General features: G+C 56.9%; 20 protein-coding genes. 7 read left to right on the top strand and 13 right to left on the bottom strand.

The annotated features are described in order from the left end of the window. The first annotated feature begins 103 nt into the window (after positions 1–103). The 4 genes from tsgA (at position 104) to cysG (ending at position 5934) form a co-directional block, all read left to right on the top strand. Positions 104–1285 carry an MFS transporter TsgA gene (gene tsgA / locus ACW14G_RS08140; RefSeq protein ID WP_223803761.1) on the top strand — a complete coding sequence of 394 codons (1182 nt, stop codon included), beginning with the start codon at positions 104–106 and terminating at the stop codon, positions 1283–1285. A gap of 260 nt (positions 1286–1545) precedes the next feature. Continuing rightward, positions 1546–4089: a nitrite reductase large subunit NirB gene (gene nirB / locus ACW14G_RS08135; protein WP_455648556.1), complete on the top strand. Its 2544-nt coding sequence runs from the start codon at positions 1546–1548 to the stop codon at positions 4087–4089. Then, the gene (nirD, locus tag ACW14G_RS08130; RefSeq protein ID WP_163446680.1) at positions 4086–4412 is read left to right on the top strand and encodes a nitrite reductase small subunit NirD; all 327 of its coding nucleotides are present in this window, start codon (positions 4086–4088) and stop codon (positions 4410–4412) included. The genes nirB and nirD overlap by 4 nt, the downstream gene beginning before the upstream one ends. A 148-nt stretch (positions 4413–4560) precedes the next feature. Continuing rightward, positions 4561–5934: a siroheme synthase CysG gene (cysG, locus tag ACW14G_RS08125; RefSeq protein WP_163446682.1), complete on the top strand. Its 1374-nt coding sequence runs from the start codon at positions 4561–4563 to the stop codon at positions 5932–5934. 78 nt (positions 5935–6012) lie between these two features. Here cysG and trpS read toward each other — a convergent pair whose 3' ends face one another. From trpS to ACW14G_RS08065, 12 genes are all read right to left on the bottom strand, one after another. Then, a complete protein-coding gene (trpS, locus tag ACW14G_RS08120; protein WP_163446684.1) occupies positions 6013–7017 on the bottom strand; it encodes a tryptophan--tRNA ligase in 1005 nt (334 codons plus the stop codon). After that, positions 7010–7771 (bottom strand): phosphoglycolate phosphatase, encoded by a 762-nt coding sequence (gph, locus tag ACW14G_RS08115; protein WP_163446686.1) that lies wholly within the window; start codon positions 7769–7771, stop codon positions 7010–7012. The genes trpS and gph overlap by 8 nt, the downstream gene beginning before the upstream one ends. Beyond that, on the bottom strand, positions 7764–8441 hold the full coding sequence (gene rpe, locus ACW14G_RS08110) for a ribulose-phosphate 3-epimerase (RefSeq protein ID WP_163446688.1): 678 nt from the start codon (positions 8439–8441) through the stop codon (positions 7764–7766). Before rpe ends, gph begins: the two co-directional genes overlap by 8 nt. A gap of 33 nt (positions 8442–8474) precedes the next feature. Beyond that, complete coding sequence (gene dam, locus ACW14G_RS08105) at positions 8475–9308, bottom strand: adenine-specific DNA-methyltransferase (protein ID WP_163446690.1); 834 nt, start codon at positions 9306–9308, stop codon at positions 8475–8477. A gap of 117 nt (positions 9309–9425) precedes the next feature. Continuing rightward, on the bottom strand, positions 9426–10700 hold the full coding sequence (gene damX / locus ACW14G_RS08100; RefSeq protein ID WP_249022662.1) for a cell division protein DamX: 1275 nt from the start codon (positions 10698–10700) through the stop codon (positions 9426–9428). A gap of 84 nt (positions 10701–10784) precedes the next feature. Continuing rightward, positions 10785–11879, bottom strand: coding sequence for a 3-dehydroquinate synthase (gene aroB, locus ACW14G_RS08095; RefSeq protein WP_163446694.1), 1095 nt, complete (start codon positions 11877–11879; stop codon positions 10785–10787). Between the two features lie 58 nt (positions 11880–11937). Then, entirely contained in the window at positions 11938–12459 is a 522-nt protein-coding gene (gene aroK / locus ACW14G_RS08090) for a shikimate kinase AroK (RefSeq protein ID WP_035892101.1), read from the bottom strand. Positions 12460–12739: 280 nt separating this feature from the next. After that, entirely contained in the window at positions 12740–13960 is a 1221-nt protein-coding gene (hofQ, locus tag ACW14G_RS08085; RefSeq protein ID WP_223882165.1) for a DNA uptake porin HofQ, read from the bottom strand. Next, the gene (locus tag ACW14G_RS08080) at positions 13848–14288 is read right to left on the bottom strand and encodes a HofP DNA utilization family protein (protein ID WP_223803757.1); all 441 of its coding nucleotides are present in this window, start codon (positions 14286–14288) and stop codon (positions 13848–13850) included. The genes hofQ and ACW14G_RS08080 overlap by 113 nt, the downstream gene beginning before the upstream one ends. Next, positions 14278–14742 carry a HofO family protein gene (locus ACW14G_RS08075; RefSeq protein ID WP_167574912.1) on the bottom strand — a complete coding sequence of 155 codons (465 nt, stop codon included), beginning with the start codon at positions 14740–14742 and terminating at the stop codon, positions 14278–14280. The genes ACW14G_RS08080 and ACW14G_RS08075 overlap by 11 nt, the downstream gene beginning before the upstream one ends. Then, positions 14729–15265: a PilN domain-containing protein gene (locus ACW14G_RS08070; RefSeq protein ID WP_249022661.1), complete on the bottom strand. Its 537-nt coding sequence runs from the start codon at positions 15263–15265 to the stop codon at positions 14729–14731. Before ACW14G_RS08070 ends, ACW14G_RS08075 begins: the two co-directional genes overlap by 14 nt. Beyond that, a complete protein-coding gene (locus tag ACW14G_RS08065; protein WP_249022660.1) occupies positions 15265–16026 on the bottom strand; it encodes a pilus assembly protein in 762 nt (253 codons plus the stop codon). The genes ACW14G_RS08070 and ACW14G_RS08065 overlap by 1 nt, the downstream gene beginning before the upstream one ends. 119 nt (positions 16027–16145) lie before the next feature. On the opposite strand from ACW14G_RS08065, the gene mrcA reads away from it, so the two are divergent. Further along, on the top strand, positions 16146–18698 hold the full coding sequence (gene mrcA / locus ACW14G_RS08060) for a peptidoglycan glycosyltransferase/peptidoglycan DD-transpeptidase MrcA (RefSeq protein ID WP_455648555.1): 2553 nt from the start codon (positions 16146–16148) through the stop codon (positions 18696–18698). A 61-nt stretch (positions 18699–18759) separates the two neighbouring features. On the opposite strand, the gene nudE is transcribed toward mrcA, so the two are convergent. Beyond that, positions 18760–19323, bottom strand: a complete 564-nt coding sequence (gene nudE, locus ACW14G_RS08055; protein WP_064541497.1) for an ADP compounds hydrolase NudE — start codon at positions 19321–19323, stop codon at positions 18760–18762. Positions 19324–19628: 305 nt separating this feature from the next. Between nudE and ACW14G_RS08050 the strand changes: the two genes are divergently transcribed. Then, positions 19629–21776: an intracellular growth attenuator family protein gene (locus tag ACW14G_RS08050; protein WP_167574909.1), complete on the top strand. Its 2148-nt coding sequence runs from the start codon at positions 19629–19631 to the stop codon at positions 21774–21776. A 66-nt stretch (positions 21777–21842) separates the two neighbouring features. Beyond that, a complete protein-coding gene (gene yrfG, locus ACW14G_RS08045) occupies positions 21843–22520 on the top strand; it encodes a GMP/IMP nucleotidase (RefSeq protein WP_163446708.1) in 678 nt (225 codons plus the stop codon). Position 22521 lies beyond the last annotated feature (1 nt).

Genomic DNA, 22521 nt, shown 5'->3' with positions numbered 1-22521 from the left:
CAACGTTTGCGTAATAAAACTATGAATACATCACCTCAGTGACTAAAATCTGCCCGCTCAGCGCAGTGTCAACGCGCTTTACACAACTATTCACAGGCCAGTCATGACTAACAGCAATCGTATCAAGCTCACATGGATCAGCTTCTTCTCCTACGCCCTTACCGGTGCGTTGGTGATCGTCACCGGGATGGTGATGGGAAACATCGCCGATTACTTCAATCTGCCCGTTTCCAGCATGAGTAACACCTTTACCTTCCTGAACGCTGGGATCCTGATCTCGATTTTCCTCAACGCCTGGTTGATGGAAATCGTTCCGCTGAAAACGCAGCTGCGTTTTGGCTTTATCCTGATGGTGCTGGCGGTCATTGGTCTGATGACCAGCCATAGCCTGGCGCTGTTCTCCGCCGCCATGTTCGTACTGGGGCTGGTCAGCGGGATCACCATGTCGATTGGTACCTTCCTTATCACCCACATGTATGAAGGGCGTCAGCGCGGCGCGCGTCTGCTGTTTACCGACTCCTTCTTCAGCATGGCGGGGATGATCTTCCCAATGCTCGCCGCCTGGCTGCTGGCCCGTACCATTGAGTGGTACTGGGTATACGCCTGCATTGGCCTGATCTACGTGGCCATCTTCGTGCTGACCCTCGGCTGCGACTTCCCGGTTCTGGGTAAAAAAGCGCAGAACAACGACCAGCCTATCGTGAAAGAGAAGTGGGGCATTGGCGTGCTGTTCCTGTCCATCGCCGCGCTGTGCTACATCCTCGGCCAGCTGGGCTTTATCTCCTGGGTACCTGAATACGCCAAAGGCCTGGGCATGAGCCTGAACGATGCCGGCAAACTGGTCAGCGACTTCTGGATGTCTTACATGTTTGGTATGTGGGCCTTCAGCTTTATCCTGCGTTTCTTCGATCTGCAGCGCATCCTGACCGTGCTGGCCGGTATTGCCACCGTGATGATGTACCTGTTCAACCACGGCGAACCGCAGCACCTGGCATGGTTTATCCTGACTCTGGGCTTCTTCTCCAGCGCTATCTACACCTCAATTATTACGCTGGGCTCCCTGCAGACCAAAATCGCCTCACCAAAACTGGTTAACTTTGTGCTGACCTGCGGCACCATCGGCACCATGCTGACCTTCGTGGTTACCGGGCCTATCGTTGCCCATAGCGGCCCGCTGGCGGCGTTGACGACCGCAAACGGTCTGTACGCCGTGGTGTTCGTCATGTGTCTGATCCTCGGCTTTGTGAGCCGTCATCGCCAGCACGCGGCGTCAGCCTCTCACTAATCCGCTTCGCCCCTTTTCACCATGAAAAGGGGCGCTTCTTGTCCTCGTTTTCCGCGCCTGCCAAATCGCCGTTTATTTACCCTTTCCGCACAAAAAACAAACAGCAAATAAAGTTGAGTATTTTCCGCAACTTACAAAAACACTTAAAAATCATCACCCTACTCATTAAGGGGTAGGCAAAGGCTAAATTGATTTGAATCAATAATCCCACTAGCTGAATCGTTAAGGTAGGCAGTATTAGAATAGAAATCGAGGCAAAAATGAGCAAAGTCAGACTCGCAATTATCGGTAATGGCATGGTCGGCCACCGCTTTATCGAGGATCTTCTCGATAAAGCCGACGCCAGCCAGTTTGATATTACCGTCTTCTGTGAAGAACCCCGCATCGCCTACGACCGCGTACACCTCTCTTCCTACTTCTCACACCACACGGCGGAAGAGCTGTCGCTGGTGCGCGAAGGCTTCTATGAGAAGCACGGCGTGAAGGTGCTGGTCGGCGAGCGCGCCATCACCATCAACCGTAAAGAGAAGGTGATCCATTCCAGCGCGGGTCGTACCGTTTTTTATGACAAACTGATTATGGCAACCGGCTCCTACCCGTGGATCCCGCCTATCAAAGGGTCTGAAACTCAGGACTGCTTCGTTTACCGTACGATTGAAGATCTTAACGCCATTGAATCCTGCGCGCGCCGTAGCAAACGCGGCGCGGTAGTGGGCGGCGGCCTGCTTGGCCTCGAAGCGGCTGGCGCGCTGAAAAATCTCGGCGTCGAAACTCACGTGATCGAATTCGCTCCGATGCTGATGGCCGAACAGCTCGACCAGATGGGCGGCGAGCAGCTGAAGCGCAAAATCGAAAGCATGGGCGTGAAGGTTCACACCAGCAAAAACACCAAAGAGATCGTTCAGGAAGGCGAAAACGCGCGTAAAACCATGCGTTTCGCTGACGGCAGCCAGCTGGAAGTCGACTTTATCGTTTTCTCCACCGGTATTCGCCCGCGTGACAAACTGGCTACCCAGTGCGGTCTGGAAGTCGCCCAGCGCGGCGGGATCATGATTAACGACCGCTGCCAGACCTCCGACCCGGATATCTACGCTATCGGCGAATGCGCCAGCTGGAAAAACCGCGTCTACGGTCTGGTTGCACCGGGCTACAAAATGGCTCAGGTTGCCGTTGACCACATCCTCGGCAGCGAAAACAGCTTCCAGGGCGCAGATATGAGCGCCAAGCTGAAGCTGCTGGGCGTTGACGTGGGCGGCATTGGCGATGCGCATGGCCGTACGCCGGGCGCACGCAGCTACGTGTATCTCGATGAAAGCAAAGAGGTCTACAAACGCCTGATCGTCAGCAAGGATAACAAAACGCTGCTCGGCGCGGTTCTGGTGGGCGACACCAGCGACTTTGGCAACCTGCTGCAACTGGCGCTGAACGCGATTGAGCTGCCGGAAAACCCGGACGCGCTGATTCTGCCCGCGCATGCCAGCGGCGGTAAGCCGTCTATCGGCGTGGATAAACTGCCGGACAGCGCGCAAATCTGCTCCTGCTTTGACGTCACCAAAGGCGACCTGGTCGCCGCCATCAACAAAGGCTGCCATACCGTCGCGGCGCTGAAAGCCGAAACCAAAGCCGGTACCGGCTGCGGCGGCTGTATCCCGCTGGTCACCCAGGTGCTCAACGCCGAACTGGCGAAACAGGGCATCGAAGTGAACAACAGCCTCTGTGAACACTTCGCGTTTACCCGTCAGGAGCTGTATCACCTGATTCGTGTAGAAGGTATCAAAACCTTCGACGAACTGCTGGCGAAATACGGCAAAGGCTACGGTTGTGAAGTGTGTAAACCAACCGTCGGTTCCCTGCTGGCCTCCTGCTGGAATGAATACATCCTGAAGCCGCAGCATACGCCGCTGCAGGACACCAACGACAACTTCCTGGCCAATATCCAGAAAGACGGCACCTATTCCGTTATTCCGCGCTCTGCGGGCGGTGAAATCACCCCGGAAGGTCTGGTAGCTGTGGGCCGTATCGCGCGTGAATTCAACCTGTACACCAAAATCACCGGTTCCCAGCGTATCGGCCTGTTCGGCGCGCAGAAAGATGACCTGCCGGAAATCTGGCGTCAGCTGATTGAAGCCGGTTTTGCAACCGGTCACGCGTATGCCAAAGCGCTGCGTATGGCGAAAACCTGCGTAGGCAGCACCTGGTGCCGTTACGGCGTCGGCGACAGCGTCGGCTTCGGCGTTGAGCTGGAAAACCGCTACAAGGGCATCCGTACGCCGCACAAGATGAAGTTTGGCGTCTCCGGCTGTACCCGCGAGTGTGCGGAAGCGCAGGGCAAAGACGTTGGCATTATCGCGACAGAAAAAGGCTGGAACCTGTACGTCTGCGGCAACGGCGGCATGAAACCGCGCCACGCGGATCTGCTGGCGGCGGACCTCGATCGCGACACGCTGATCAAGTACCTCGACCGCTTTATGATGTTCTACATCCGCACCGCCGATAAGCTGACGCGTACCGCGCCGTGGCTGGATAACATGGAAGGCGGTATCGACTACCTGCGTTCCGTGATCATCGACGACAAGCTGGGCCTGAACGAGCATCTGGAAGAAGAGATCGCTCGCCTGCGCGACGCGTTTGCCTGTGAATGGACCGAAACGGTCAACGACCCGGCCGCTCAGGTTCGTTTCAAACACTTTATCAACAGCGAGCAGCGTGACCCGAACGTGCAGGTGGTTCCTGAACGTGCCCAGCACCGCCCGGCCACGCCGTACGAACGCATTCCGGTAACTCTGGTGGAGGAAAACGCATGAGCCAGTGGGTAAATATCTGCAAGATTGACGCGATTGTGCCAGCCACCGGCGTCTGCGCCCTGCTGGGCGACCAGCAGGTGGCGGTGTTCCGCCCCTACGCCGATAATCAGGTGTTCGCCATCAGCAACATCGACCCTTTCTTCGAGTCGAGCGTGCTGTCCCGCGGCCTGATTGCCGAACACCAGGGCGAACTGTGGGTCGCCAGCCCGCTGAAAAAGCAGCGCTTCCGCCTGCGTGACGGCCTGTGCATGGAAGACGAAAGCCATTCCGTCGCCCATTACGACGTGCGCGTCAAAGACGGTCTGGTACAGCTAAAGGCCTGATCGTTTTCGGCATAAGTAATAGCAAAAACTTATGACCTTAACGGGGTAACAGCAGGAAAAATCGTGTATTCCATACGATGTCTGCTGTTATCCTTACCCGCATTATTCATTCCCCGCATTTCTATTGTTAATTCCGTGAGGTTGCCCCGTGGATCACTTACCCATCTTTTGCCAACTGCGCGATCGCGACTGTTTGCTGGTCGGCGGCGGCGATGTTGCCGAGCGCAAGGCACGTCTGCTGCTGGACGCGGGCGCGCGCCTGACGGTAAACGCGCGGGATTACGTTCCGCAGTTCCACGTCTGGGCAGATGCGGGGATGCTGACGCTCGTCGAGGGCGACTTCCAGCCAGCGCTGCTTGATCCTTGCTGGCTCGCGATCGCCGCCACTGACGACGACGCGGTAAACCAGCAGGTGAGCGACGAAGCGGAAGTACGCCGTATTTTCTGTAACGTGGTCGATGCCCCGAAAGCCGCAAGCTTTATCATGCCATCGATTATTGACCGCTCGCCGCTGATGGTCGCCGTCTCCTCCGGCGGCACTTCCCCGGTGCTGGCGCGTCTGCTGCGCGAAAAGCTCGAGGCGATGCTACCTCAACATCTGGGCCAGGTGGCGCACTATGCCGGCCAGCTGCGCGCGCGGGTGAAAAAGCAGTTTGCCACAATGGGTGAACGCCGCCGTTTCTGGGAAAAACTCTTTGTGAACGATCGTCTGGCGCAGTCGCTGGCGAACCAGGATCAGAAGGCAGTAGAAGACGAAACCGAACAGTTACTGAATACCCCGCTGGACCATCGGGGTGAAGTGGTCCTAGTCGGTGCCGGGCCGGGGGACGCCGGATTGCTGACGCTTAAGGGGCTACAGCAGATCCAACAGGCGGACGTGGTCGTGTATGACCGTCTGGTTTCCGACGATATTATGAATCTGGTGCGCCGCGATGCCGATCGCGTATTTGTCGGCAAACGCGCAGGCTATCACTGCGTGCCGCAGGACGAGATCAACCAAATCCTGCTGCGTGAAGCGCAACAAGGCAAACGCGTGGTACGTCTGAAAGGCGGCGATCCGTTTATCTTTGGTCGTGGCGGTGAGGAGCTGGAAACCCTGTGCCAGGCGGGTATTCCGTTCTCAGTCGTACCGGGAATTACCGCGGCGTCCGGCTGCTCGGCCTACTCTGGCATTCCTCTCACCCACCGCGACTACGCCCAGAGCGTACGTCTGGTCACCGGCCACCTGAAAACCGGCGGCGAGCTGGACTGGGAAAATCTGGCGGCAGAGAAACAAACGCTGGTGTTTTATATGGGGCTGAATCAGGCCACTACCATCCAGCAGAAGCTCATTGAACACGGCATGCAGGCCGATATGCCGGTCGCTATCGTGGAGAACGGTACGGCAGTTAACCAACGTGTCGTCGACGGTCAGCTGACACAGCTCGGCGAGCTGGCGCAGCAGATGGCCAGCCCGGCGCTGATTATCGTTGGCCGAGTGGTGGCCTTACGCGAACAGCTAAACTGGTTCTCAAATCACTAACACAAAAAAACCGGGATAATCCCGGTTTTTTTATTCTCTCGCCCGGCCAAACAACACAACGCCGGGTATGCCCTATGCTTACGGCTTGCTCACGAAACCAATCGCTTCGTACACCGCCTTCAGCGTCTCGGAAGCACGCGCGCTGGCCTTTTCCGCACCCTCTTTCATGATCTTCTGCAAGAAGGCTTCATCATTGCGGTAGCGGTTATAGCGCTCCTGCAGCTCGCTCAGCATCCCGGAAACCGCTTCGGCAACTTCCCCTTTCAGGTGGCCATACATCTTGCCTTCGAAGTGTTTCTCCAGCTCTGGGATGCTCTGACCGGTGACGCCAGACAGAATATCCAGCAGGTTAGACACGCCCGCTTTCTCTTTCAGGTCATAGCGAATTACCGGCGGCTCTTCGGAATCGGTCATCGCACGTTTGATCTTCTTGACCACCGATTTCGGATCTTCCAGCAGGCCAATCACATTGTTGCGGTTGTCATCGGACTTGGACATTTTCTTGGTCGGTTCAAGCAGTGACATCACGCGTGCGCCGGACTTCGGAATAAACGGCTCTGGGACTTTAAACACGTCACCGTAGATAGCGTTGAAACGCTGGGCGATATCACGGCTCAGCTCAAGGTGCTGCTTCTGGTCTTCGCCTACCGGTACCTGGTTGGTTTGATACAGCAGGATATCTGCCGCCATCAGCACCGGATAATCGAACAGACCGGCGTTGATGTTTTCCGCATAGCGCGCGGATTTATCTTTGAACTGAGTCATACGGCTCAGCTCACCGAAATAGGTGTAGCAGTTCAGCGCCCATCCCAGCTGCGCGTGCTCCGGCACGTGAGACTGTACGAAGATGGTGCTTTTCTCCGGGTCGATACCACAGGCCAGATACAGCGCTAAGGTGTCGAGCGTGGCTTTACGCAGCGCCTGCGGATCCTGACGAACGGTAATCGCGTGCTGGTCAACGATGCAGTAGATGCAGTGATAGTCATCTTGCATATTGACCCACTGACGCAGCGCACCCATGTAGTTACCGATGGTCAGTTCACCTGACGGCTGTGCGCCGCTAAATACGATGGGCTTAGTCATGTTCTGATTCCTGATTTTCACTGTTCGGAAGCCCAAGAGCGGGCAAAAGTTGGTTAAAGTGGTCGAAGACAACGTCCGGCTCGCTGAGCGCGATGGCTTCGCCATAGTTATAGCCGTAGGTCAGGCCGACGGAGGCGCAGCCCGCCGCTTTTGCGGCCTGAATATCGTTGCGTGAATCGCCAACAAACAGCAGCGCTTGCGGCGTAATGGAGAGCTTCTCAGCGACCTTCAGCAGCGGCTCCGGATGCGGCTTCTTGTTTTGCACATCATCGCCGCCAATCACCACGGAGAAGTAGCTGTCGATGCCCAACGACGCCAGAATCGGCGCCACAAACGGCGTCGGCTTGTTGGTCACAACCGCCAGCGGCAGGCCGTTGGCGTGCAGCGCGGCCAACGTCTGCGCAACGTGCGGGAACAGGAAGCTGCCTTCTTCCGCAAATTCAGCATAATAGCGATCGAACAGGCGACGCAGCACGCGAAGCTGCTCATCCTGAGGAATATCGTGGCTATCGACGGACGGTTTGCCCTGCGCCGCACGCTGAGTCGCACGCTCCTGACGGGCCCAGTTCAGCGCTCGTTCCATCAGTACATCGGCACCGTTGCCAATCCAGGTGACCACGCGGTCTTCACCGGCGACCGGCAGTTCCAGCGCGTACAGCGCGCTATCCACCGCCGCCGTCAGCCCCGGCGCGCTATCGACTAACGTCCCATCGAGGTCAAACGCGACGCCGCGAATGCTTTGCAATTTATCCATGACTTACCTTTGCCAGCTCACTGCGCATTTCATCAATGACTTTTTTGTAGTCAGGTTGGCCAAAAATCGCCGAACCGGCAACGAACATGTCCGCTCCCGCCGCCGCGATTTCACTAATGTTGTTCACTTTAACACCGCCGTCGACTTCAAGACGGATGTCATAGCCAGATTCATCAATACGGCGACGCACTTCACGCAGCTTCTCTAGCGTATGCGGAATAAAGGACTGGCCGCCGAAGCCCGGGTTCACCGACATCAGCAGAATAACGTCCAGCTTATCCATCACGTAGTCGAGATAGCTCAGCGGCGTGGCCGGGTTAAACACCAGCCCCGCCTTGCAACCGTGCTCTTTAATCAGCTGCAGCGTGCGGTCAACGTGTTCGGAGGCTTCCGGGTGGAAGGTGATGATGCTGGCGCCTGCGGCGGCGAAGTCCGGAACCAGACGGTCCACCGGCTTCACCATCAGGTGTACATCGATAGGGGCGGTAATACCGTAGTCACGCAGCGCTTTCAGCACCATCGGCCCGATGGTCAGGTTCGGCACGTAATGGTTATCCATAACATCGAAATGAACCACATCCGCCCCGGCAGCCAGCGCACGCGCCGTGTCTTCTCCCAGGCGGGCAAAGTCGGCCGACAAAATTGAAGGGGCAATCAGGTACTGTTTCATCCGCATCTCCTCAGAGCCTATCCATTAGGATCTTTAACGTTGTTTTTTATCCGGCAGGCGATACAGCGCCAGCAACTCGTCCACCTTTTTACGCGTGCCGCCGTTGCGGCTAATGCTGCGTCGAACCTTCACGACGTGCATCTGCGTTGCGTTTTTATACCATTCCAGCGTTAGCGGCGTACGGTGGTTTGAGATAAGCACCGGTATTCGCTTCGCCATCAGTTCTTCCGCTTTCTGCGCCAGAACTTCCTGCTGCTGCAGGCTAAAGCTATTGGTGTGGTAAGCCGTAAAATTCGCCGTCGCCGACAGCGGCGCGTACGGCGGATCGCAGTAAACCACAGCATTCTTCCCGGCGCGCTTCATACAGTCTTCATAAGACTCGCAGTAGAACTCGGCATTTTGCGCTTTTTCAGCAAAGTGGCGTAGCTCGGCTTCCGGGAAGTAAGGTTTCTTATAGCGCCCAAACGGGACGTTAAACTCACCGCGCAAGTTATAACGGCACAGGCCGTTGTAGCCGTGGCGGTTGAGGTACAAAAACAGCACCGCGCGACGGAACAAGTCGGTGCTGGCGTTAAACTCTTCGCGGTACTGATAGTAGCGCTCAGCGTTATTGCTCTCGGGCACAAACAGCATCCGCGCCTGCTCAACGTACTCATCGGCGCGCGTTTTAACGATTTTATAGAGCTCAATGAGGTCGCTGTTGATATCAGCCAGAATATAACGCGAAAAATCGGTATTCAGGAATACCGATCCAGCACCAACGAAGGGTTCAACCAGGCAATCCCCTTTCGGCAGATGGCCTTGAATTTCATCGAGCAGTGGGTACTTCCCCCCTGCCCATTTCAAAAAAGCGCGATTTTTTTTCATGCGGCCTGACTACTTACACTCTCTCCGGCTGTGGAGAAAGCTCCGACAGCATCCTGCGCTTCTACGCCCCGCTCATACCCAATGGTACAAACGGGGCGGTTGCTAACGAAACGGCGATTACTTCAGGTCAGATTGAACCTGATGCAGCGGTTTCGCCCACGGGTTTTTCGCCTGTACGTCGGCTGGCAGCGTGGTCACGGCGCGTTTGGCATCATCTTTCGATGCGTAGATGCCGCTGACCAGAACATACCACGGCTGGCCGTTACGAGAGGTTTCATACACCACGTAGTTTTTCAGGTTCTCTTTCTTCGCCCAACCGTTCAGGTTGTCGTAGTTAGAAGAGGAACTGAGCTGCAGAGTGTAGTGCGAGCCTGAAGCTGATTTCAACGAACCGACATCACCTGCGGACTTACCGGTTGCCGCTGCAGGGGCTGCCGTCGCGGCGGCGGTAGCAGCAGGAGCAGTGGTGCTGGCCGCTGGTTTCGCCGTTTCGGCTGCCGGCGCTTTAGTTGGCGCTGCGGCCGTCACAGTTTGCTTCGGCGCGGTCGTAACCGGCTTCGCTTCAGCTGGTTTGCTCTGCGCAGTCGTCGTCTGCGTTTTCGCAGGGGCAACAGGCTGAGGTTTGGCTTCGATGACCGTGTGCTTACGTTCCGGACGCGGAGCAGTCGCAGTCTGGCGCGGGGTTTCCGGCGCCGTTACCGCCGGACGCGCGCCGTTACGGATAGGTGCGACGGTCGCAGGTTCAGTCGGCAGCGTGGAATTGACCACGGCATTATCAATCTGGCCCTGCTGCTGAGTCAGCGCATTATTCAGATCGCCCTGCACTTCTACGCGCTGCTGTCCGTCCGGCGTAGCGGTTTGCTGGCCCTGGGTCGGCGTAGAGGAAATTGGCGGCAGCGAAACGTCCTGCTGCGGGTTCGCTTCCGGCGCAGGCTGGCTCTGGGTGACATTGGCCTGATCGACGTTATCGCCGCCAGACAGAGAAATACTCTTCTCACCAGAGGCGCTCTGATCGTTTGAAGACGGCGCTTTTAATGCCGAACCGATGCCGACGATCAGCACCAGCAGCACGACGACGCCCAGCCCCATCATGATGTACTGACGGGAAGCCGGCTTACGCGGTGCGACATTTTTACGTTTACGCGGGCGGCGCTCTACGACTTCTTCTGCATCACCCTCGTCGGCTTCGTCAGATTCCTCGTATTCGTCTTCCGGTTCAACTTCTTCACGTGCTTTGCGACTACGGGACGGACGACGCTCATCCGCATCGAGATCCACATCATCAAAGTTGATCTGTGGCTCGTTGTCACGATCGGAAGATTGACGAGAGCGACCAGTGCGACGATCGCTGGGATCGGGTTTCAGCTCGTCTTCTGGTTTAAATTCATCCATTTAACACCCCACTAAAAGGCTTATGCCACGACAATTGCACATCACCTGAAGTTAAAACACCGCGCGAACGCGGCTAGACCTTTCTTATAGTTGCGCCTGCTGAGTATCAGCAATAGCGCCAAGAACCACATCGTGGGATACGCCACCGCGTACCTCACTTTTCCCGATGGCCAACGGCAGCACTAAGCGCATTTCGCCAGCCAGGACTTTTTTATCTCGCAGCATATGCGGCAGATAGGCTTGCGCCGTCATCTCCTGCGGACCGGCGACCGGCAGACCCGCTCGCTTGAGCAGCGCGATGATACGCTGAGTATCCTGAGCGTCAAATTGGCCCAGTCGCTCAGCGGCATGAGCCGCCATCACCATACCCGCCGCCACGGCCTCGCCGTGCAGCCAGTTGCCATAGCCCATTTCGGCTTCAATGGCATGGCCAAACGTATGCCCAAGATTGAGTAAAGCACGTAACCCGGTTTCGCGCTCGTCGGCAGCGACAACATCGGCTTTCAGCTCACAACAACGGCGAATACAGTACGCCATTGCTTTTTCATCCAGCGCCATCAGCGCATCAATGTTGTTTTCCAGCCAATCAAAGAACGGGGCATCCAGAATGATGCCGTACTTAATGACTTCAGCGAGGCCGGAAGAAAGTTCACGTTTCGGCAATGTTTTCAGGCAATTCAGGTCAACCACCACAGAGGCCGGCTGCCAGAATGCGCCAATCATGTTTTTGCCGAGAGGATGGTTGACCGCGGTTTTGCCGCCAACCGAAGAGTCCACCTGCGAAAGCAGAGTGGTAGGCACCTGGATAAAGCGCACGCCGCGCTGATAGCTCGCTGCCGCAAAACCGGTTAAGTCGCCAATCACACCGCCGCCCAGGGCGACAAGAGTGGTATCACGACCGTGTGGTTTTTGCAGAAGCGCGGTGAAGACGGTATCCATCACAGCCAGGCTTTTATACTGTTCGCCGTCCGGCAGAATGACGCTATCAACCTTCACGCCAGCCTGCTCGAGCACGGTTCGAACCTGGTCCAGATAAAGCGGTGCCAGCGTTTCGTTGGTGACCAGCATAACCTGATCGCCAGACTTGAGCGGTAAGAAGGAAGCTGGATCGTTAAACAAACCAGCCGCGATGGTAATCGGGTAACTACGTTCCCCGAGAGTTACTGTAAGCCTCTCCATAACGCGACGTCCACCTTAGTGACTTATATTCGCTGGCGTTCTACTTTTCTGGCCAGTATTAGTTGCTTTCCAGCATATGAATAATCTGGTTGGCGACAACTTTTGCGCTTTGATCGTCAGTGCGAATGGTGACGTCGGCAATCTCTTCGTACAGCGGATTACGTTCGTCAGCCAGCGCCTCGAGTACTTCACGCGGCGGCGTTTCGACCTGCAGCAGCGGGCGTTTTTTGTCACGCTGAGTGCGCGCTAGCTGTTTTTCAATGGTCGTTTCCAGGTAGACGACGACACCACGAGCGGAGAGACGATTGCGCGTTTCACGTGATTTTACAGAGCCACCGCCTGTCGCCAGAACAATACCCTGCTTTTCCGTTAACTCATTGATGATTTTTTCTTCGCGGTCACGGAAACCTTCTTCGCCTTCGACATCAAAGACCCAGCCCACGTCAGCGCCTGTTCGTTTCTCAATCTCTTGATCAGAATCGTAAAATTCCATATTGAGCTGTTGAGCCAGCTGGCGCCCAATAGTGCTTTTGCCGGCACCCATGGGCCCAACCAGAAAGATATTGCGTTTCTCTGCCATTTTTTTGGTACTACTAAGACTATTCGTTAATGATAAATCCGCGCCGCAGAACATCGCGCGTCGCTGGACATGAACTGAAACCTCTTATGCAATAGAGCGAGAGTCAGACTGAAAATTATCTCAATACTCCGGCTGGTTTGGCAACAGATTAAATCAGCAGACTACAGGAGAAGGAGCGGTGCGTACTGACACTCAAATCGGTACTCCTTGTATGCTAAATCTGGCCCCACGTCAAACTCGGGACACGCCTTCCCGCTGAAATTCGCCTGATTCTTCTCTGCTATTGCGCAGAAATAATACGTGGCGTGATAAACACCACCAGTTCACGTCGTTCATTATCCTTACCGTCACGGCGAAAAAGATGGCCCAACAACGGGATATCCCCAAGAAAAGGCACGCTGTCGCTGGCGTTTTTATTCTTTTGGGAAAAAATACCGCCTAGCGCCAGCGTCTCACCGCTTTTTACTTCCACCTGCGTTTCAATCTCCTGCTTATCAATCGCCAGGACTTCGCCATCCGCCTGTTGTAGGACCTGGCCCGGCATGTTTTCGCTGATGTGCAGCTTCAGCCGCACGCGACCGTTCTGTAACACCGTTGGCGTCACCTCCATGCCCAGCACCGCCTCTTTAAATTCCACTGACGTCGCGCCGCTTTCCCCACTCGACACCTGATACGGAATTTCGCTCCCCTGCTTGATGCTGGCAGGCTGGAGGTGCGAGGCGAGCAGACGCGGGCTGGCGATAATATCCACCTTCTGTTTCTGCTCCAACGCAGAAAGCTCCAGCTCAAGCAGACGACCATTAATGCGCCCAATGTTGAACCCGGCGCGCGTGGTGGCGTCAGCCACCGAAAGATTGCTGCTTAGCGTGGTGATTTTACCTGCGCCAACGGTGCCTTCCGCATCGGCAAGACTCCATTTCACGCCCAGCTCACGCAGGCTGGTTTCATTAATGGTGACAATATGCGCCGCCAGCTCAACCTGACCGACGGGGATATCCATCTCTTTCGCCCACGCGCTGAACGCCGGCAGATGTTCACTATCGTCACGGACAATCAGGCGGTTGGTGCGTTTGTCGACGGTCAGCGTCCCACGCGCACTCAGGAGTTTGCCTCCGGACTTTGCCAGCTCAGCGGCATCGGCATAGTGCAACACGATGCTACTGTGGCTCAGCGGCAGCGTTTGCTGACGCCGCGTTTGTTCCGCCTGCGCTCGTGCCTGCTTCTCTTCACGCCAGCGCTGCGAATAAACGTAGATCACGCTTCCTTCCTGGGTCATCACCAGCCCGCTGCTGGTGATGACCGTCTGTAGCGCCTGTTTCCACGGCAGATTACGCAACTGAAGCGAGAGCGTGCCCTGCACGTCAGGAGCTATCACCAGGTTTTTCTGTTCAAGGTCGGCCAGGCTTTGCAGCACCTGTGCCACCGGCACGTCGTCCACCACCAGCGTGACGTTTTTCGCCGGGCTCAGCAGCGGCAGAAGCAGCAGTATCAGCAGACTTATCCTTTTCATGATGGCTCGTTCCTTCTCTTTTCCATTGCCAGCGCTGCGGCTCGCAGCCCGTTCCAACGTCTACCGTCAGCTCATCCGGCGTGATTTCCGTTACACGCCACCCGGTCTTCAGTAGGGTGTCGTTTTCCAGACGTTGCCATGTCTCATCATCGCGCTGGACGATGCCCATCGTTCGTCCCCCCGCTTCAATCGTTCCACCAAAGCGCCAGAGATTGAGCTGCGCGCTGTGGCATGGATCGTCGACCGGTGCGAAAGGGTCACGCAGGCCGCATAGCAGCGGAAGCGCAAGTAGAATGCCCAGTGGGATGTTAAGGTTCATGGTCATGCACCAGTCGAACGGTAAAGCGCAGCGTGCCGTTTTCCCCAGCCAGAGCAAACGCCGCCACCTGCATATCGCGCTCCGCCAGCAGTGAAAAGGTGTCAGCAACCAGCGGCCAGGGCGTATCGAGCACCAGCTCCCCTCCCTTGTCTGAAGGCTGCCAGCTCACCAGTCTGGCCCCGGCCCGCTGGAACGCCGCCGGAGAGAACGCGACGGAGGGAGGGACGGGCGACTCCACGCCTGCCTGCTGCCGAGGCAGAGACATCAGCCGATGCCAGCCCGCCACATACAGCGCATGCTGCCGCTGGCGGGCTTCCCTTTCCTTCTCGAGCGTCAGGCTGATCTGCGTCATCCTGTAAAAACACAGTCCGATGCCCACCAACACTGCCATTATCCCGGCGATACGCAGCGCGTTCAGCATTGAGACCGCTCGCCAGCCATCAGGGAGTCGCATGCGCTATCTCCTCATTAAGCTGATAGCGCACCAGCCAGCGCCCGGTACTATCACGCTGAATTTTTCCCGGCTTCGCGGGCTGAAAACCGGGCACGGTCTCCAGGCGATGTTCAAGCTCCGTCAGGGCAGGAAAACGCGTCAGCGTTGCCGAGAGCGACAGCGTGCGGTCGCGATAATCCAGTTCATTCAGCCACGCCTGAGCAGGTATGCCCTCTGCCAACGTCGTGAGGCGAGCGGACCACGCCTGTGTTGCTTGTCGGCGAGCGTGCTTTTGTGCGTTTAGCGCCTGCTGCTTTGCCCGCTCAGCTTGCGCACGTTCGCGCAACGCCAGCTGCTGAGCTATCTGCCGCTCCGCAGCAATATGCATAGCATTCACCGTCCGCGCGGCTTGCCCGTTTAACCAGCAGAACAGCACCACAGCCGCGCCACACAGCCAGCATGCCGCCACGCCCGCTCCCCAGCGACGAAGCTGCCGATAAAATCGCACCCGTCGCCACGGTAGAAAATTAACGGCCTGGTTCATCACATCACCGCCACCATCGCCAGCCCAATCGCCACCGCAAACGCGTCGCCGCCGGCAGGCAACGGCGGCTGCTTTTGCGTGACGGCACTCCAGGGATCAAAGTAAGGGTATTGCGTTTCCTCAGCCGTGCAGCACACCAGGCGAGGCGTGGTCATCTCGAGGTGTTCGCCCAGCATGGCGGCTTCATGCAGCGCACAGCTTCCCCACCGCTCCCCGCAGGCCCACAGCCACTGCCCGTCGCTGCGCCAGAGCAGCACGGTATCCGCTTCCGTTTGCAGCGGCATAAAAGATCGCAGCGCACAGGCATCCGGCGTAATCGCCGTCACCTGAAGACGCAGGCGGCGCGCCAGATGCTGTAATCGCGCGACGTCACGCTGCTGCGCGGCGGTGACGTTCCAGCATCCCTGCGGCTCCGCCAGATGGTAATCAAAGCACAGCGCCTGCGCGGGCATCTCCAGTTGCTGAGACATCGCGCTGGCAATCCACTGGTTTTGCTCATTTTCTCGCAATGCGATCGCCGCACGAGGCAGGCTTTTTTGTAACGTTCTATTGGCAGGAAACGCGATACTTACCGCATGCCGCCAGGGAAGTTCACGGCGCCATGGCGAGAGGGCGGCGAACAGCGCATCGTCATCGGAGGAAGCCAGCGGCAGTTGCCACCAGCGGCGCAACGACCAGCCCTGACGGGCGCGCTGGAGAGCAACGATAAAAATATTATCTTGCTGAATATGCAGACCCATTTGCCAACAGTTGAAAGCCATTTCACGATTATCCTTACGTCACCGCAGGGTGACGGCTATATCAATGAATCAGGCTTGCCTTTATACTACCGCGCGTTTGTTTATAAACTGCCCAAATGACACTCAATGGGAAATCTCCGGTGAAGTTCGTAAAGTATTTATTCATCCTTGCAGTCTGTTGCATTCTGCTGGGAGCAGGCTCGATTTATGGCCTCTACAAATATATTGAGCCGCAGCTGCCAGACGTCGCTACGCTCAGAGACGTGCGCCTGCAGGTGCCCATGCAGGTCTATAGCGCAGACGGCGAGCTCATCGCACAGTACGGCGAAAAACGCCGTATTCCGATGACCCTTAGCCAGATCCCGCCGCAGATGGTGAAGGCATTCATTGCCACCGAAGATAGCCGCTTCTACGAGCACCACGGGATTGACCCGATTGGTATCTTCCGTGCGGCCAGCGTCGCGCTGGTGAACGGCCACGCCTCTCAGGGGGCCAGTACCATTACTCAGCAGCTGGCGCGTAACTTCTTCCTTAGCCCTGAAAAGACGCTGATGCGTAAAATTAAGGAAGCGTTCCTGGCTATTCGCATCGAGCAGTTGCTGAGCAAAGATGAAATTCTCGAGCTGTACCTGAACAAGATCTACCTCGGCTACCGCGCTTACGGCGTGGGGGCGGCGGCGCAGGTTTACTTCGGTAAGCCAGCCGACCAGTTGAGCCTCAGTGAAATGGCGGTGATTGCCGGTCTGCCGAAAGCGCCGTCTACCTTTAACCCGCTTTACTCGCTGGACCGCGCCACCGCGCGTCGCAACGTGGTGCTGTCGCGTATGCTGAGTGAAGGCTATATCACTCAGGCGCAGTACGATCAGGCGCGCAGCGAAGCCATTGACGCCAACTATCACGCGCCGGAAATTGCCTTCTCCGCGCCGTATCTCACCGAGATGGTGCGTCAGGATATGGTGAAACAATACGGCGAACAGGCCTATGAAGACGGCTACCGTGTTTACACCACCATCACGCGCAAAAATCAGCAGGCGGCCCAACAGGCGCTGCGTAATAACGTGATGGATTACGATATGCGCCACGGCTACCGCGGCCCGGCCAACGTGCTGTGGAAAGCGGGTGAAACGCCCTGGGACAGTAAAAAAATTCGTGCCTCGCTGCGTCCGCTGCCGTCTTACGGCCCGCTGTTGCCCGCCGTGGTGACAGCCGCGAATCCGCAAGAAGCGACGGTGGAACTGGCCGACGGTACCTCGGTGTCAATAAGCATGGAAGGTATGCGCTGGGCGCGTCCTTATCGTTCCGACACCGCGCAGGGCCCAACCCCGCGTAAGGTGACGGACGTGGTACAGGCTGGGCAGCAGATTTGGGTACGCCAGAACGGCGACAGCTGGTGGCTGGCACAGGTACCGGACGTCAATTCCGCGCTGGTGTCGATTAACCCGAAAAATGGCGCCATCATCGCGCTGGTGGGCGGCTTCGACTTTAACCAGAGCAAGTTCAACCGTGCGACTCAGGCGCTGCGCCAGGTTGGTTCCAACATCAAGCCCTTCCTCTACACCGCCGCGATGGATAAAGGCTTAACGCTGGCCAGTATGCTCAACGACGTGCCTATCTCCCGTTGGGATGCCGGCGCCGGTTCTGACTGGCAGCCGAAAAACTCCCCGGCAGAGTACGCGGGCCCTATTCGCCTGCGTCAGGGTCTGGGGCAGTCGAAGAACGTAGTGATGGTGCGCGCGATGCGAGCGATGGGCGTGGATTATGCGGCAGAATATCTGCAGCGTTTTGGCTTCCCGGCGGAAAACATCGTGCATACCGAATCGCTGGCGTTAGGTTCCGCCTCGTTCACGCCGCTACAGGTCGCGCGTGGCTACGCGGTGATGGCGAACGGCGGCTTCCTGGTTGATCCTTATTACATCAGCAAAATTGAAAACGATCAGGGCGGCGTGCTGTTTGAAGCGAAGCCGAAAATTGCCTGTGCCGAGTGCAACCTGCCGGTAATCTACGGTGATACGCCGAAGTCGAACGTGCTGGAGAATCAGGACGTGGAAGACGTCGCCATCTCGCAGACCCCGCAAAACGCCACCGTTCCAATGCCGGAACTGGAGCAGGCAAACCAGCAGTTGGTGGCTCAGAGCGGCGGCCAGGAGTACGCGCCACACGTGATTAACACCCCGCTGGCATTCCTGATTAAGAGCGCACTGAATACCAACATCTTCGGCGAACCGGGCTGGCAGGGTACCGGCTGGCGCGCAGGCCGCGACCTGGGTCGTCACGATATCGGCGGTAAGACCGGGACCACCAACAGTTCGAAAGATGCCTGGTTCTCCGGCTACGGGCCGGATGTGGTCACCTCAGTGTGGATTGGCTTTGACGATCATCGTCGCGATCTGGGGCGCACAACCGCCTCTGGCGCGATCAAAGATCAGATTTCCGGTTACGAAGGCGGCGCGAAGAGCGCGCAGCCAGCCTGGGATGCGTTTATGAAACAGGTGCTGGCGGGCGTGCCGGAACAGCCGCTGACGCCGCCGCCGGGCGTGGTGACGGTCAACATCGACCGCAGCACCGGGCAGCTTGCCAACGGTGGCAGCAGCCGCCAGGAGTACTTCATTGACGGAACGCAGCCGACACAACAGGCGGTTCACGAGGTGGGGACTGAAGTGATTGATAACGGGGAAACCCACGAGTTGTTCTGATGTCGTGGCGGAATTTCCGCTGTCCATCAGACGAATAAAAAAGGCGCCGCTGGCGCCTTTTTTATGACAATCTGCCCTGGGCCTTCAGCCACTCTCGTAGCAGGAACAGCGCGCTGACGTTACGCGCTTCGTTAAAGTCAGGATCGTCGAGCAGATCCATCAGGTTAGCCAGCGGCCAGCGTACCTGCGGCAACGGTTCCGGCTCATCACCCGGCAGCGATTCTGGATACAGATTTTCCGCCACCACGATGTTCATTTTGCTGGAGAAGTAGGATGGCGCCATGCTCAGTTTTTTCAGAAACGTTAGCTCATGCGCGCCAAAACCCACCTCTTCTTTCAGCTCACGGTTTGCCGCCTGCATCACCGTTTCGCCTGGGTCAATCAGCCCTTTGGAAAAGCCCAGCTCGTAGGATTCGGTACCCACCGCGTATTCACGAATCAGAATAATATGGTCGTCGACAATCGGCACAATCATGACCGCTTCACGTGAGGACGGTTTCATACGTTCATAAACGCGACGAACGCCGTTGCTGAACTCCAGGTCAACGCTTTCCACATTAAACAGGCGAGATTGCGCCACGGTTTCAACATGCAGGATGGTAGGTTTCTGTAATGATTTGCTCATTGGGCCGGGTCTTTGCAGTGGTGACTTTTATCATTGTGCGATAGCGATGAGGTTCCGGCAATGTATAAAGCGTTTTATTTACATCATTGCAACCTTTATCCACCCATCTCTCATTTCTGGATAAATGTCAAGAGTTTGAATTGCAATTGAGAATTTACTGATACTCGTCAGAGGATGGGTTTGTTATGCTTACGTTTTGCGAGAGTCTATAAACTCTTTATAGTACCTCTGTAATACGTGCCGATGGTTTATAAGAAAAGCGGGCGACTCAAGAGACCTCTAAGAAAAAGTATGATGGGAAAAGCATGGGCACATTGATGATCTTTACCGTAGCGATACTGATCTGCGCCGTGCTGGTCGGTTGGCTCTTGCGTAAAAGAACAAAACGCCTTCAATTACCGTGGCTGCACCTTTTTCCGGGCGCAACCACGCGGAAACTGACCGATGAAGAGCGCCAGGGCGTTGAAAACTATCTGGGCGATCTGAACCGCGATTTGCAGGTTCCGGCGTCCGGCTCAACGATCGCGCCTACGGCGCTGACGCTCAATGCGCAAAGCGGGACCGTGTTCACGCTGACTCGCGCGATCACGCGCTACGGTATTACCACCGACGACCCAAATAAATGGCGCTATTTCCTCGACTCCGTGGAAGTGCACCTGCCGCCGTTCTGGGAACAACATATTACCGATGAAAACAGCATTGAGCTTATCGTCACCGACGATATGCCATTGGTCATCGGGCTCAACGGCCATTCACTTAAGTCCTACTCGCAAGAGAGCCATAATTTCGCGCTGGAGTCGACCACATCAACGCAAGCCTCGATTCGTGGTGAAGAAAGCGAACAAATTGAACTGCTTAACATTCGCCAGGAAACCCATGAGGAACACGCGCTAAGCCGCCCCGACGGGCTGCGCGAAGCGCTGCTCATTGCCGCGGCGTTTTTGCTGTTTTACTGCAGCCTGATTGCCCCGTCGGTGTTTACCCCGTGGGTACTGGGCGGTGCAGTGCTGCTGCTCGCGGGCGGGCTATGGGGACTGTTTGCTCCTCCCACCAAATCCTCTCTGCGCGAGATCCACTGCCTGCGCGGCACCCCTAAGCGTTGGGGCCTGTTTGGCGAAAACGATCAGGAACAGATTAACAACATCTCACTCGGCATTATCGACCTCATCTACCCACGTCACTGGCAGCCTTTTGTGGCACAGGATCTGGGGCAGAAAACGGATATCGATATCTACCTCGACCGACACGTTGTCCGTCAGGGGCGTTTCCTCTCGCTGCATGATGAAGTCAAAAACTTCCCTCTACAGCACTGGCTGCGCAGCGCAGTCATCGCTGGCGGCGCGTTGCTGGTGGCGATCATGATGTGGGTGAGCGTGCCGCTGAATATGCCGTTTAAGTTTACGATTTCATGGCTGAAAGGCGCGCAAACCGTAGAAGCCAAAGACGTTCGCCAGTTGACGCAGGCAGGCGTACGCGTAGGCGACACGCTGCAACTGAGCGGCATCGGGATGTGCAACATTCACTCACCCGGTACGTGGACGGCACAGGAAAGTTCGCCATTCCTGCCATTCGACTGCTCGCAGATTATCTGGAACGATGCGCCGCGTCTGCCGCTGCCTGAATCCGAAACCGTCAGTAAAGCCACCGCGCTGGTACAAGCGGTCAATCGTCAACTGCATCCTTCTGCGGACGATGATTCCCGCGTCAGCCCCGCGCTGCGTTCCGCCATTCAGAAATCCGGGATGGTCCTGCTGGATGACTTCGCCGATATTGTGCTGAAAACGAAAGATCTGTGCTCAGCTGCCGACGACTGCGTGCGGCTGAAGAATGCGCTGGTCAACCTTGGCAACACCCGCGACTGGGATGCGCTGGTGAAGCGCGCCAACTCCGGTAAGCTCGACGGCGTTAACGTCCTGCTGCGCCCGGTCAGCGCCGAATCGCTGGATAACCTGGTAGAGACCTCCACCGCCCCGTTTATTCTGCGCGAAACCGCGCGCGCGGCGCAGGCGCTCAACAGCCCGGCGCCGGGCGGTTTCCTCATCACCAGCGATGAAGGCAGCGACTTTGTGACCCAGCCGTACCCAACCACCAGCCTGTACGACTACCCTGCACGCGAGCAGTGGAACGAGTTCCAGCGTCTGGCGGGTATGCTGATGCACACCCCGTTCCACGCCGAAGGTATCGTGACGAATCTCTATACCGATGCCAACGGCACCCAGCACATCAACCTGCACCGCATGCCGGACAGCAGCGGGTTGTGGCACTATCTGGCCACCACGCTGCTGATGCTGGCGATGATTGTCTGCACAATTTACAACGGCATTCAGGCGCTGCGCCGCTACCATCGCCATCGGGAACGTCTGACCGAAATCCAGAAATACTACGAAAGCTGCATCAATCCGGTTCTGCTTTCGTCACCGGATGACTTTAAGTCCGATTTCCCGACCCACTAGCCGCCTCACCCGTCGCGACAGAGTTATGTTACTCTGTCGCGCATTTCTTCCGTCTGGAGACTCAGCATGCATTTCGACATCGCCTGGCAAGAGGTTGATACCGTACTTCTGGACATGGACGGCACGCTCCTCGACCTCGCCTTCGACAGCTATTTCTGGCAAAAGCTGGTACCGGAAACCTACGGCGCTAAGCATGGCATCAGCGTACAGGCGGCGCAGGAAGCCATCCGCCAGGAGTACCACGCGGTGCAACATACGCTAAACTGGTACTGTCTGGACTACTGGAGCGAGCGGCTGGGTCTGGATATCTGCTCGATGACCAGCGAGCAGGGGCCGCGCGCGGTGCTGCGTGATGATACCGTCCCCTTCCTGAATGCGCTGAAAGCCAGCGGCAAACGCCGTATCTTGCTGACTAACGCACATCCACACAACCTGGCGGTGAAGCTGGAACACACGGGTCTCGACGCACACCTTGATTTATTACTTTCCACCCATACATTTGGTTATCCGAAAGAGGATCAGCGGTTATGGCAGGCTGTGGCGGAAAAGACGGGACTGAAAGCTGAACGCACGCTGTTCATCGACGATAGCGAGGCGATTCTGGATGCCGCCGCACGCTTTGGGATTCGCTATTGCCTCGGTGTCACTAACCCCGATTCGGGCATGGCGGAAAAAGCGTATCTGCGTCATCCCGCACTTAACGATTACCGTCGTCTGATCCCCTCACTGCACGTGAAGGAGTGAC

This window comes from Kluyvera sp. (assembly GCF_965301105.1).
The sequence above is the reverse complement of the archived record's forward strand: the minus strand, read 5'-3'. Positions and strand labels throughout refer to the sequence as shown.